This is a genomic window from Paracoccus sp. SCSIO 75233, from assembly GCF_027912675.1.
In the GTDB taxonomy this organism is placed as follows: domain Bacteria; phylum Pseudomonadota; class Alphaproteobacteria; order Rhodobacterales; family Rhodobacteraceae; genus Paracoccus.
This window is the reverse complement of sequence record NZ_CP115757.1, coordinates 351,533-364,119: the sequence shown is the minus strand read 5'-3', so window position 1 is coordinate 364,119 and position 12,587 is coordinate 351,533. Positions and strand designations below refer to the sequence as shown.

General features: G+C 62.5%; 14 protein-coding genes. 6 read left to right on the top strand and 8 right to left on the bottom strand.

Features of this window, described 5'->3' with window-relative positions; translation table 11 throughout:
• Positions 1–462 precede the first annotated feature (462 nt).
• Together PAF12_RS01830 and PAF12_RS01825 are read right to left on the bottom strand one after the other, a co-directional pair.
• A complete protein-coding gene (locus PAF12_RS01830; protein WP_271108316.1) occupies positions 463–1,026 on the bottom strand; it encodes a VOC family protein in 564 nt (187 codons plus the stop codon).
• A 179-nt stretch (positions 1,027–1,205) separates the two neighbouring features.
• On the bottom strand, positions 1,206–1,880 hold the full coding sequence (locus PAF12_RS01825) for a 5-formyltetrahydrofolate cyclo-ligase (protein ID WP_271108315.1): 675 nt from the start codon (positions 1,878–1,880) through the stop codon (positions 1,206–1,208).
• A gap of 85 nt (positions 1,881–1,965) precedes the next feature.
• Here PAF12_RS01825 and PAF12_RS01820 point away from each other — a divergent pair, with 85 nt between their 5' ends.
• A complete protein-coding gene (locus tag PAF12_RS01820; protein ID WP_271108314.1) occupies positions 1,966–2,223 on the top strand; it encodes a DUF6522 family protein in 258 nt (85 codons plus the stop codon).
• 48 nt (positions 2,224–2,271) lie between these two features.
• On the opposite strand, the gene PAF12_RS01815 is transcribed toward PAF12_RS01820, so the two are convergent.
• Together PAF12_RS01815 and PAF12_RS01810 are read right to left on the bottom strand one after the other, a co-directional pair.
• The gene (locus tag PAF12_RS01815) at positions 2,272–2,871 is read right to left on the bottom strand and encodes a superoxide dismutase (RefSeq protein ID WP_271108313.1); all 600 of its coding nucleotides are present in this window, start codon (positions 2,869–2,871) and stop codon (positions 2,272–2,274) included.
• Positions 2,872–3,052: 181 nt separating this feature from the next.
• A complete protein-coding gene (locus tag PAF12_RS01810) occupies positions 3,053–3,277 on the bottom strand; it encodes a hypothetical protein (RefSeq protein WP_271108312.1) in 225 nt (74 codons plus the stop codon).
• A 177-nt stretch (positions 3,278–3,454) separates the two neighbouring features.
• On the opposite strand from PAF12_RS01810, the gene ccmI reads away from it, so the two are divergent.
• The 3 genes from ccmI (at position 3,455) to PAF12_RS01795 (ending at position 5,971) form a co-directional block, all read left to right on the top strand.
• Entirely contained in the window at positions 3,455–4,702 is a 1,248-nt protein-coding gene (ccmI, locus tag PAF12_RS01805) for a c-type cytochrome biogenesis protein CcmI (RefSeq protein ID WP_271108311.1), read from the top strand.
• On the top strand, positions 4,699–5,172 hold the full coding sequence (gene ruvX / locus PAF12_RS01800; RefSeq protein WP_271108310.1) for a Holliday junction resolvase RuvX: 474 nt from the start codon (positions 4,699–4,701) through the stop codon (positions 5,170–5,172). The genes ccmI and ruvX overlap by 4 nt, the downstream gene beginning before the upstream one ends.
• 385 nt (positions 5,173–5,557) lie before the next feature.
• Entirely contained in the window at positions 5,558–5,971 is a 414-nt protein-coding gene (locus PAF12_RS01795) for a hypothetical protein (RefSeq protein ID WP_271108309.1), read from the top strand.
• 111 nt (positions 5,972–6,082) lie between these two features.
• Here PAF12_RS01795 and uvrC read toward each other — a convergent pair whose 3' ends face one another.
• The 4 genes from uvrC to PAF12_RS01775 form a co-directional block, all read right to left on the bottom strand.
• The gene (uvrC, locus tag PAF12_RS01790) at positions 6,083–7,939 is read right to left on the bottom strand and encodes an excinuclease ABC subunit UvrC (RefSeq protein WP_271108308.1); all 1,857 of its coding nucleotides are present in this window, start codon (positions 7,937–7,939) and stop codon (positions 6,083–6,085) included.
• Positions 7,940–8,250: 311 nt separating this feature from the next.
• Positions 8,251–9,015 (bottom strand): SDR family oxidoreductase, encoded by a 765-nt coding sequence (locus tag PAF12_RS01785; protein ID WP_271108307.1) that lies wholly within the window; start codon positions 9,013–9,015, stop codon positions 8,251–8,253.
• Positions 9,012–9,941, bottom strand: coding sequence for a calcium/sodium antiporter (locus PAF12_RS01780; RefSeq protein ID WP_271108306.1), 930 nt, complete (start codon positions 9,939–9,941; stop codon positions 9,012–9,014). Before PAF12_RS01780 ends, PAF12_RS01785 begins: the two co-directional genes overlap by 4 nt.
• A 105-nt stretch (positions 9,942–10,046) precedes the next feature.
• Positions 10,047–10,862: a S49 family peptidase gene (locus PAF12_RS01775; RefSeq protein ID WP_271109626.1), complete on the bottom strand. Its 816-nt coding sequence runs from the start codon at positions 10,860–10,862 to the stop codon at positions 10,047–10,049.
• A 93-nt stretch (positions 10,863–10,955) separates the two neighbouring features.
• On the opposite strand from PAF12_RS01775, the gene PAF12_RS01770 reads away from it, so the two are divergent.
• Positions 10,956–11,912 (top strand): acetyl-CoA carboxylase carboxyltransferase subunit alpha, encoded by a 957-nt coding sequence (locus tag PAF12_RS01770; RefSeq protein ID WP_271108305.1) that lies wholly within the window; start codon positions 10,956–10,958, stop codon positions 11,910–11,912.
• A 96-nt stretch (positions 11,913–12,008) separates the two neighbouring features.
• Positions 12,009–12,464, top strand: coding sequence for a preprotein translocase subunit SecG (gene secG / locus PAF12_RS01765; protein ID WP_271108304.1), 456 nt, complete (start codon positions 12,009–12,011; stop codon positions 12,462–12,464).
• Positions 12,465–12,587 lie beyond the last annotated feature (123 nt).

Sequence of the window (12,587 nt, the reverse complement as noted above, 5' to 3'; positions counted from 1 at the left end):
CATTCTGCGTAGCGTCAAGCACACCGACATTTCACTCTCAGGAAAATTTATGATTTTAATATTATCCGACATCACCCCGAAAAGACCTGGGCGCGCACTCCCGATGACAGACCCTCTCATTGTCGTTCTCCCCCTCCCAAGAAAGGAAAGGACGGCACGCGCCCCAAAATTCGCTGATGAATTTTGTTTCGCAGGCCCTCCCCAGACCTCCTGTCAGGCGCAGAACAACACCCGACATCTACCTAGAATAGAAAATGCGAACGATATGTCCGCTATGCGAACCATTTATCTCTTATGTTTTCGCGATGTCAAGCAGGTTGAACCGGCCACAACCGTTGCGGCAGCAAACGCCCGGACGATAAAGGGACCGCAGCCGGGTCACCGCTCATCGGATCGAAAAACGACGGGCCGATTCTTCGTTACCTTCAGCCCACCCTCATGACGGGCGACTGACGCTCTTTGTCACATTTGCGGCGGAGGATCGCTTTTCCCCGGCAGCGACCGCATCCCCTCTTTCGCGAAGGAACCCTGCCAGTCGGGATGCGCCGCCTCCTGCGCCTTGATCTCCCGGAAATAGCGCCGCCAGGCACCGATCCCGGCCACCAACGGCGTATGCGCCAGTTCCCAGTGAATGCCGTTGATCGGATCATCGAAGAACACACCGTAATAGCCGGGCGCATACAGCGTGTATTCTTTCGGCGCATCGGTCACCGGAATATCCCGCGCCAACAGGAAATCACGGTGGAAACGGTCGATCTCGCGCCGGTTTCTGGCCCAAAGCGCGATATGATGGATCCCCGTCGCCCGCGCCGCGTGATCCAGCTTGCCGCCGGTTTTGGCGGGCTGAATCCCGATATAGCTGTGCGGGAACGGAAACCGCGCCATGTAATAGGTCGAGCGGTAGCCGATATCCATCGTCCAGAAACTGCGATAGCCCAGCCAGCCGAACATCTGGTCGTAAAACGCGACCGAGCGTTCGTAATCGATCACCGAGAACTCAACATGACTGACGCCCCGCCAACGCATGATTTTTCCTTTCCTGACAGAATCGGCCCGAACTTACGCAACATCTGTGTACGCTCTGTGTACGGGCTGTGTACGGGCTGTGCAGCCCCAAACCCAGCAAATACCGGGGTATCCGGCGCAAACGCCCCGCCGCGTTGCGCACGCACCGAACGCCCCGGCAATATCCTCTTAAGCTGCGCTCAGATGATCCCCGCCTCGGTCACGATCAGGTCGAGCGGTTCGTCATGGGGCTGCGGGTAAATCGTCCGCAGCCGTCCAGCCTCCTCCCCCACGCCAATCGCATAGGGCCGGCGCCGCAGGCTGGCCAGCGACCGGTCGTAAAACCCGCCGCCATATCCCATCCGGTAGCGCGCCGAATCCCAGCCCACGGTCGGGGCAAGCATAAGATCAGGCTGAACCACCTCATCCGTGTCAGGCTCCGGGATATTCCACAGACCGGCCCGCATCGCCGCATCCGGCGTCCAAGGGCGAAAGATCAGCGCCGCGTCGCGCGAGACCACCACCGGCAGCGCCAGCCGCAGGCCCTGCCCGGTCAGCGCCGCCATCCAGCCGCGCAGATCGGGCTCACCCCGGATCGGCCAGTAACCCGCCAAAACCTTGCCAGTAGCACCCGAAAACCGCTCCGCCAGAACCCGGTCCAGATGGGCTGCAATCGCTGCGTCACGGGCGGCGCGCGCCGCCTCGTCCAGCGTCCCGCGCGCCGCGATCAGCCGCGCCCGCTCCGCCTTGCGCCAGCGGTCGGCATCGGCGGCGGCGCGTTCGTCCACCCGGCCCGGATCGAAATAATCCGGAGCGATTTCCCCGGCCAAGCACACGGGCGAGGCATAGTCGCGTTCCGGCTTGTCATCGCTCATTTCATCACCCGTCCCGCAAAGGCTATATTCGGCCCAGTGTAGCAGGCAGCGACCGCGTGCTGGCAACCCCGAAGGAGGCCCGATCATGGCGGAGATCACCCGGAACGGCGAGGATTTCACCGTCGATGCGGCAACCATTGCCGAAGGGCTCGACCTGCCCGAACACGCCATCGCCCGCGCCATGTCCACCGGCGCCATCACCACCCGCACAGAACGCGGCGAAGGCCCCGATGAAGGCCGCTTCCGCCTGTCCTTCTTCTACCGCCGGCAAGTCCTCCGCCTGACCGTGGACAGCGACGGAAACCTGCTCAGCCGGGCCCGTTTCGAGCGTTCGCAGAACTGAAAAGGCCCGCCATGAAAGGCGGGCCAGATCATTGTAATTTAAAGAAAATTACATGCGTCCTGCGACGTTTTCCCAGTTCACCAGCTTGCTCAGGAAGTTCTCCAGATAAGCCGGACGCTTGTTGCGGAAATCGATGTAGTAGGAGTGCTCCCACACATCGCAACCCAGCAGCGCGGTCTGCCCGAAGCAAAGCGGGTTCACGCCGTTTTCGGTCCTGGTCACCTTCAGGCTGCCATCGCTGTCCTTGACCAGCCACGCCCAGCCAGAGCCGAACTGACCCGCACCCGCTGCGGCGAATTCTTCCTTGAATTTGTCGACCGAACCAAAGCTCTCGGTCAGCGCCTTTTCCAGCTCACCCGGCATGGTATCGCCGCCCGGACCCATCATTTCCCAGAACTGGGTGTGGTTCCAATGCTGGCTGGCATTGTTGAAGATACCGTTCTGCGCAACCGCGCCGGACTGGTAGGTGCCCTTGACGATCTCTTCGACGGATTTGCCTTCCCACTCGGTCCCGGCGATCAGCTTGTTGCCGTTATCGACATAGGCCTTGTGGTGAATATCGTGGTGAAATTCCAGCGTTTCCTTGGACATACCCAGATCGGCAAGCGCATCATGGGCATAGGGAAGATCGGGAAGCGTAAAGGCCATGGTTCAATCCTCATTATCGGGGGCGCGGCAAAATGCCCGCCCGGCTTCGGTCACCCACGCAACGCGACCTTCACGCTGCGGGTTCCTGCGCCGAGGCTTAACATATGGCGTAAATAAGGAAAAACCCCGAAGCGTCGCTCCGGGGTCATTCTTTTTGTGACAGTCTTTCAGGAAAAGACGCTTACTCGGCAGGGGTTTCTTCAGCCGCTTCGCCCTCCGCCGGGGTCTCCACCTCAACCGCGTCCTCGGCCGGGGTTTCTTCAACGACGATGGCGGCTTCACCGCTGTCACTTTCCGCCGCGACCTCGTCGTCACCGCCGCTCATCATCCAGATGATCAGCAGCACCACGACGACCACTGCGCCAATGATCCAATAGAGATTCTTGTTGTTCGATTCGGTAGCCATGAAATCACTCCAATTGCGATTGCTTCGGCCAAGACAATGCACAACTTGGCCGTTGTTTCCACAAGCTGCTGCCATCTGCCGCATGGAAGGCGGGTTTTCGCCGCATCGTCCGCGCAAAACCGGGGTTTTTCTGACGGGACAAACGGCTTAACTAACGATCAGCCGAAAGGAGCGCCCATGTTCTGGCTTCTCGCCACTGCCCTGACGATCATCATCGCTGTTTCAATCCTGCTGCCGTTCTGGCGCAGCTCGCGGGCGGAGGCCGAACCCGCCGCTGCGTTTGATCTGCGCGTCTATCGCGGTCAGTTGCAGGAGGTCGAGCGTGACCTGTCGCGCGGCGTGATCGACCCTGCGGAGGCCGGGCGGTTGCGGGCTGAAATCGGACGGAAGATTTTGGAAGCCGACCGGGCTCTGGCGCGGGAAAAAGCCGCACAAGGCGGCTCCGGCGGGCGCCACGGCGCGGTCGCCATCGCGGTTCTGGTCGGGCTGATCGCAGCAGGTGCAGGGATTTATGCCTGGCTCGGTGCGCCGGCACGGCCCGACATGCCGCTGGCATCGCGCATCACCGCCGCCGATGAGCGCTATGCCAGCCGCCCCACCCAGCAGGAGGCCGAGGCGGAGGCGGCGCGCCGTCCCCGGCCCGATCTGCCAGAACCGGACCCGGAATTCGCACAGCTCATCGACCAGCTTCGCGCGGCAGTGGCCGAGCGCCCGGACGATCCGCAGGGGCTGGCGCTGCTGGCCCGTAACGAGGTGCGGCTGGGCAATGTCCTCGCCGCGAAGGAGGCGCAGGCGCGGCTGGTCACGGTGCTGGGCGACCGGGCGACGGCAGAGGATCACGCTTTCCTCGCCGGGCTGATGGCCGAGGCCGCCGGGGGTGTGATCACAAGCGAGGCAGAGGCGGAACTCGCGCGCGCCTTGCAGCTTGATCCGCAGAATACGCAGGCCCGCTACATGGCCGGGCTGCTTGAGGCGCAGAATGGCCGCCCCGACCGCGCCTTTCCGATCTGGGCGCAGCTGCTGGAGGATACCCCGTCAAGCTCGCCTTGGGCGATGACGGTGCGGCAGGTCATCGGGGATGTCGCATGGATGGCGGGCGAGCCGAATTATGTGCCGCCTGAAATGGCCCAATCCGCCCCCGCCATGCCCGGCCCCGACGCCGATGCGATGGCCGCCGCGGCGGATATGACGCCGGAAGATCGCGCGGCCTTTGTGCGCAGCATGGTCGATCAGCTACAGGACCGGCTGGCGACGGAGGGCGGCAGCGCGGAGGAATGGGCGCGGCTGATCTCTGCCCTCGGGGTGCTGGGCGACACGGAACAGGCCGGCGCCATCCATGCCGAGGCGCAGGCGCGATTTGCCGATCAGCCGGAGGCGTTGACGCTGATCGACGCCGCCGCAGCAGAGGCCGGGCTGGGCGAATGATCTTCGAGGAGATCACCGATTTCGCCGCCGCCCTGCCCGCCGCCGGGGCTGTGGCGGGGCTGGATCTCGGCACGAAGACACTGGGCGTGGCGGTCAGCGACGGGCTGCGGCAGGTGGCGACCCCGCTGACGGTGATCCGGCGCAAGAAATTCACCCTCGACGCCCAGGCGCTGCTGAAGATCGCCGCCGATCGCGGGCTGGTCGGGCTGGTCCTCGGCCTGCCGCGCAATATGGACGGGACCGAGGGGCCGCGCGCCCAATCCACCCGCGCCTTCGCCCGCAACCTGACCGGGCTGACCGATCTGCCCCTCACCTACTGGGACGAGCGGCTGTCGACGGTCGCCGCAGAACGTGCGCTGCTGGAAGCCGACACCTCCCGCCGCCGCCGCGCCGAGGTGATAGATCAGGTCGCGGCGGGGTATATTTTACAGGGCGCGCTGGATCGGTTGAGGTTTATTCAGGCGGGGTAGGGTTGGGTGTTGTTGCTGGGGGCGGGCTGTGCCGGGGTCGAAATAGGGCAAGCGCCCGCCCATTGTTCCGGGCGAGGCTGCGGGCGGAAGCAGCAGGATGGACGAGCGGGCGGTATATGAGGGGAAATGTCGGCTTGGAGCCCTAAGTTCCAAATGCTGCGCATGGTCTAAAAGGCTGCTCTGGGCATTAAGCAATCCTCGGATCCCGCGACCCCAACACGGTATAATCAGGTCGCAGAGGGCATTGGGAATCCAAGGCCATCCTCAAACCTGGTGATCGTCCTCCGTGCCTCACATTGCTGGGGTTATTTGTTGCCAATGGTCACCGGGCCTGATTTTCTTCAAAAAAGTTTGGTAGGCACTCAAGGACCAAGGAGGAGTAGATTTGAAGCCGCTTTTTAGATTTGGTGTGATAGGGCTGATTGCCAGCGCCCCGACCGCTTCCTTTTCGTATTGCAGTGAACCGTCCGTTTATGCATCGGAGCCGTCTTTCTCAGGTTATGAGCCTAGTGCGCCATCAAGTTTTCAAAAACCGGACGTTCCGTACTGCCTGTCCTCGTACAGCTACTCAGGGACACACGATTGCGACGAATATGAACTTAACGCCTATTTCGATGAGGTTGAGGAATACGTCGAGGACCTAGAGGATTATTACGAGGAGGCGCTTATTTTTGCGCAGGAAGCCATCGACTATGCCAACGAAGCACTGGCCTTTTCGAATGACATCCAGCAGTTTGCAGATGAAGTGTTAGATTACGCCAATTGCGAAGCCGAAGACGTGACCACCCAACACGAATAAACTGAAGCTGGACTTCATTCAAAAAGTCTGCGGCACCGGGGCGGTTGTCCGCAAAGCCGATCTCCAACGACCTGCGCGCAATGGTGGTTCTGTCCCACACAGCAGCACCCCTCACCCCCGAAAATGATCATATATCTTCTGCGCCAGCCCCTCGCTGATGCCGTCCACGGCGGTCAGGTCGGCGACGGCGGCGCGGCTGACGGCCTTTGCCGAACCGAAATGCGCAAGAAGCGCGCGTTTGCGAGACGCGCCGACGCCTGGCACCTCGTCGAGAGGGGTGGCTGAGACCGCCTTGGCCCGTTTCGCCCGGTGCGTGCCGATGGCCCAGCGATGCGCCTCATCCCGCATGCGCTGGATGAAATACAGCACCGGGTCATTCATGCGCAGCGCAAAGGGGCGCTGGCCGAAGCGGTGAAATTCCTCCTTGCCGTGGTCGCGGTCGACGCCCTTGGCGACGCCGATCATCGGAATATCCTCCACGCCGAGATCGGCCATGATCTCATGCACGGCGCTGACCTGACCGGCACCGCCGTCGATCAGCAGCAGGTCGGGCCATGTCTCCCCCTGCCGGTCGGGGTCTTCCTTCAGCAGGCGGGAAAAGCGCCGCGTCAGCACCTCTTTCATCATGCCGAAATCGTCGCCCGGCGTGATCTCCGTCCCCTTGATGTTGAACTTGCGGTACTGGCTTTTGATCCAGCCTTCCGGCCCCGCTACGACCATGCCGCCGACAGCGTTCGTGCCCATGATATGCGAGTTGTCGTAGACCTCGATCCGCTGCGGCGTGGCGGGCAGATCGAAGGCTTCCGCCAGCCCCTCCAGCAGCCGCATCTGGGCGGCACTTTCCGACATGCGCCGGGCGAGAGATTCGCGGGCGTTGCGCAGCGCGTTCTCCACCATCTCGGCCTTTTCACCACGCTGAGGCACGCCGAGCACCACCTTGCGCCCGGCCTTTTCCGACAGCGCCTCCGCCATCAGGTCCATATCCTCGACACCGTGGCTCAGCAGCACCATGCGCGGCGGCACCTTGTTGTCGTAGAACTGCATCAGGAAGGCCTGCATCACCTCATCGGGCGATTCCGCACCGCCGAGGCGGGGATAGAAGTCGCGGTTGCCCCAGCTTTGGTTGCCGCGGATGAAGAACACCTGAACGCAGGCCTGCCCGCCATCCATATGCAGCGCCACCAGATCCGCCTCGGCAATCCCGCGTGGGTTGATCGCCTGCACCGATTGCACGGCGGTCAGCGCCTTGATCCGGTCACGCAGGGCGGCGGCGCGTTCATATTCCATCGCCTCCGCCGCCGCTGCCATTTCAGCGGCGAGATCGGCCTGAATCTTGGTGCTGCGGCCCTTGAGGAACAGCTCCGCATCCTCGACAAGCGCGCCGTAATCCTGTTCCGATATCCGGCCCACGCAAGGCGCGCTGCACCGCTTGATCTGGTACAGCAGGCAGGGCCGGGTGCGGCTTTCAAACACGGCATCCGTGCAGTTGCGCAGCAGGAAGACCCGCTGCAACTGGTTCAGCGTCCGGTTCACCGCCCCCGCCCCGGCGAAGGGGCCGTAATAATCCCCCTTCTCGCTTTTCGCGCCGCGATGTTTCTTGATCTGGGGAAAAGGATGCGCCTTGGCGACGAGGATATTCGGAAAGGATTTGTCGTCGCGCAGCAGCACATTGTAGCGCGGTTTGAGTTGCTTGATGAGGTTCTGTTCCAGCAACAGCGCCTCGGTCTCTGTCCGGGTGGTCAGAAACATCATCGAGTGTGTTTCGCGGATCATCCGGGCAATCCGGCCGGTATGGCCGTGTTCGCGCGCATAGCTGGAGACCCGTGCCTTCAGATTTCGCGCCTTGCCGACATAAAGCACATCGCCCTTCTCGCCGAGCATCCGGTAAACGCCGGGGCTGGAATCCAGCGTGCGGAGGTAATCGGCGATGACGGCGTGGCCGGTCTGTCTGGGGGTGGAATCGGTCATCTTTGTCAAATGGGTGATTCTGGAGGTGGTCTGCAAGTTTCAGCGCCCGATATCAACTCGAAACCTGTCCACGGATTCTGTGGATAAGCTTGTGGGTGAGCTGTGGCGATCATGCGTTTTGCCCATAAATAGCCGGTATCTTGGACATTGACTAGTTTTTGGGCAGTTTCTCAGCGGGCTGAATATTCACGGTTTTTTATTTTCCAGAGAGCAAGAGACTGATTTTTAAGACAGAATCTTGACGTATTTATAGCTGTCCTATGACAGGTGGATAATCCCGTCGAATTGATCTGCGCCTGCAGCATCTCAACTCACGGTATACCGTTGTCCTGCCAGACCAGATGCTGACCGCCATCGACGCAGATCAACTGGCCTGTGACCGCCCGCGCATTCAGGAAATACAGAAGCGCATCGGTCACATCGCTGCCATCGGCACCGCGTCGCAGGATCGTCGCGCCACGCTCTGCCGCGAAATCCCCGGCGGATTGATGTCGACCCTGAAGCGTCGGCCCGGGCCCGATGGCGTTCACGCGAATGTCGGGGGCGAGCGCCTGTGCCAGCATCCGGGTCAGATCCCACAGCCCGGCCTTGGCGATGGCGTAGGTCAGGAATTCCGGCGTCGGCTTCAGGACGCGCTGGTCGACCATATTGATGACAAGCGCCCGGGGAACGGGTTCAGTGCCGCTGCGATCCGCTGCCGGCGCCTGCGCGGCGAATGCCTGGGCCAGAAAGAACGGCGCCCGCAGGTTGGAGCCGATATGCCGGTCCCAGCTGTCCCGGCTTGCGGATTGGATATCGTCATAGGCAAAAAGCGAGGCGTTGTTGACCAGCACCGAAAGCTGCCCCATCTCGCCCGCGACGCGCGGCACCAGCCCCTCAACCGCATCCGGATCAAGCAGGTCCGCGGCAAAGGCTACGGCGCGGACGCCAAGACGGCCTGCATCCCGTGCGGTCTGCTCCGCCTCCTCGCGCGAGGCGTTGTAATGGATGGCAACGTCATACCCCGCTTTCGCCAGGCAAAGCGCCATCTCCCGACCAAGCCGCCGCGCCGCGCCGGTCACAAGTGCGACGTTCATACCAGCAACCAAAGGGTGTAAAGCGCATAGATCGCAAGCAACGCCCCGCCCGCCAGACGGCTGACAGGGATATGGCGCAGGATGAATGGTCCGACCAGCAATGTGCAGGCCAGCATGAACCACAGGTCGAAGCGCAGCATCTGCTCCGGCACCTCAAGCGGGCCGAAGAATGCCGTGATGCCCATGATCGACAGGATGTTGAACAGGTTCGACCCGATCACATTACCCATAGCCATATCCGCCCGCCCCCGCAGGGCGGAGGTCGCGGAGGCGGCCAGTTCCGGCAGCGACGTACCAATGGCGACCAGTGTCAGGCCGATCACGGCTTCGCTGATCCCGAAGGCGCGGGCGATGTCGGATGCGCCATCCACCAGCAGCCGCGCACCAATCGGCAGGGCGATCATGCCAATCGCCAGCCAGATCGCGATTTTCCCGGCGCTGGATTTCTGGACCTCCAGTTCCGGTCCTTCGCCCTTGCCGGCTTTCGCGCTGCGGATCTGCATGGTCAGCGTCGCCGCCAGACCTGCCAGCAGCACGACACCGTGCCACCATATCAGAGGCCCGGCAAAACACAGCGCGATCAGCAGCACGGACGCAGCGACAGCGTAGCGCCAGCTGACCTTGAGTTCGTCATCATGGCTCAGCACCGGCGCGATCAGGGCGGTCGCGCCAAGGATCAGCAGCACATTGGCGATATTGGAGCCGACGACATTGCCAAGCGCGATGGCGGGCTGGCCACCAATCGCTGCGGCAACGGAGACGATCAGTTCAGGCGCCGAAGTGCCGAAGGCCAGCACGGTCAGCCCCACGATCACAGGGGCAATACCCAGACGCAGCGCCAGGGCAACCGCGCCCCGCACCAGAAAATCGCCGCCAAGAACCAGCAATCCCAGACCGGCGAGGATAAGGAGTATGTCAACGATCACGGTTCGGCAGCCCCAGAAGCTTCGCTATGACGCGCCGGAAGCCCGGCCCGGAAACCAGTCCAAGCGCCACGAACAGCAGCAGGATGATGACCACCCCCTTGATCATCACAGGCCGAACCGCTCGAAGCTGGCGCGTTCCTCAATCGCCGCGATGGCGTCGGACGCTATCTGTTCGCCCGAGACACCGAAGCGGCGCAGGAAGGGTCTGCGGGCACCGAAGCTTTGAAAGCGGATCTTGTCACCGAAAACCTCGCGCATTTTCGGGCCAAGATGTGCGATACCGTCGATCAGCCCCAAATCCTGCGCACGGCGGGCGAGCCAGAACTCGCCGCTGAAAACTTCGTCCCGTGCCGCGAGCCGCTCGCCACGGCGCGATTTGACCTGCGCGATGAAAATCCGGTGCATGTCGTCCAGCAGCCGTTTCAGCCGCTCCACATCTTCGGGCTTCTCGGCGCGGAACATATCCAGCTGCGATTTCGACGCGCCGGCCGTGTGGATACGCCGCTCGATCCCGTGGCGGGCAATGAAGTCCTGAAATCCAAAACCACCGGAGATCACCCCGATGGAGCCGACAACAGAGCATTCATCCGCCCAGATCTTGTCCGCGGCAGAGGCAAGCCAGTACCCGCCGGAGGCCGCCACATCCTCGACAAAAGCGTGGACCGGAACCTCATGTTTCTCAGCCAGCCGCCTGATCCGCGCAGCAATCAGCGAGGATTGCACGGGCGAGCCGCCGGGCGAGTTGATCGCAAGCGCCACAGCGACCGGCTTTCCCTTGGTAAAGGCTTTTTCAAGGGCAGTCGCGAGGGCTGCATCGTTCAACCCTGCCGCTCCGTTACGGGCGGGGATGCCGATGCTGCCTTGCAGCCGGACGACGCTGACACGCGGGGGACGGTTTACGAATGGTAATCTCATGGCCATGAGATAGGCGACGCGACCCCGACCGGCAAGCGTCATGCGTTGCAATTATCGGCCCTTCCCCGCATATAGGTGGCGACCTGACTGGAGCCCCGGATGACCTATCTCGATTTCGAAAAACCGCTGGCCGATATCGAAGGCAAAGCCGAAGAATTGCGCGCCATGGGCCGTGACGACGAAGGCGTGGATGTCGAAAAAGAGGCCGCCGCCCTTGATAAAAAAGCCGAAATCCTGCTGAAGGATCTTTATGGCGATCTGGATGCGTGGCGCAAGACGCAGGTCGCGCGACACCCGGAACGCCCGCATTGCCGCGACTATGTCGACGCGCTGTTCACCGAATTCACGCCGCTTGCCGGTGACCGGGCCTTCGGCGATGACCATGCCGTGATGGGCGGTCTGGCACGGTTCAACGATCAACCCTGTGTCATTATCGGCCATGAGAAGGGATCGGACACGAAATCCCGCCTTCTGCATAATTTCGGCATGGCCCGGCCCGAGGGGTATCGCAAGGCGATCCGGCTGATGGACATGGCGCATCGTTTCGGCCTGCCGGTCATCACGCTGGTCGACACGCAGGGTGCCTATCCCGGCAAGGGTGCCGAAGAACGCGGCCAGTCCGAAGCCATTGCCCGCTGCACCCAGAAATGCCTTGAGATCGGAGTTCCGTTGGTCTCCACCATTATCGGCGAGGGCGGATCGGGCGGGGCTGTTGCCTTTGCAACGGCCAACCGGATCGCCATGCTGGAACATTCGATCTATTCGGTGATCTCGCCCGAAGGCTGCGCCTCGATCCTGTGGAAGGACACGGAGAAGATGCGGGACGCCGCCAAGGCGCTGCGCCTGACCGCGCAGGATCTGAAACAGCTTGGCGTGATCGACCGGATCGCCGCCGAGCCGCTGGGCGGCGCACAGCGCGACCCGGAGGCCGCAATTGCATCGGTCGGCAAGGAGATCGAAGCGATGCTGACGGAACTGGCCGGGAAGACGCCGGAAGAACTGGTGAAGGACCGGCGGCAGAAATTTCTGGATATGGGGAAGAAGGGGCTGGCCTGAGCCATCCGCCTTTCGGCCTAATGCTGTCGCTGGCCCGCTTGCCAAGCGGCAACATGCTGACTAGATAGGCCCGTCCGCAATCGAAAGGCCCGTGTCTTGGAAAACGTCATCCTGACCGTCCACCTGATTCTCGCGCTGCTGCTGATCGGCGTTGTGCTTCTGCAACGCTCCGAAGGTGGCGGGCTCGGCATGGGCGGCGGCGGGGGCGGCGGTGTCATGACCGGGCGCCAGGCCGCGAACGCGCTCAGCAAGTTTACATGGCTGCTGGCGGTCGGGTTCCTGATTACCTCGATCACGCTGACGGTCATTGCCGCGCGTAACGCGACAGGCGGATCGGTTCTGGACCAGTTGGATATCGGCACTGGCACGGCGGAAGAGGAAAGCGGCGACACTGGCAGCACCGGGCTGGAGAACTACGCGCCGCCCCCCGGCGTCGGTCAACCCGCAACGCCGCCCGCGGCACCGGGGACCGCAGCCCCTGCCCCGGCAACGGCGGAAAGCCCGGCCGGCGAGGCACCGGCAGCGCCCGCCACGCCTCCGCCCGCGAACTGATCACAACAACACCTTGGGGGAGATGTTTTTTCCCCCACGACAGCTTGCGGCCCGCATTGCGGCCACGGGAGATTTCGGTTATATCTTTAATCCCGTGAACGGCGCTCTCATGCGGCCGCATTG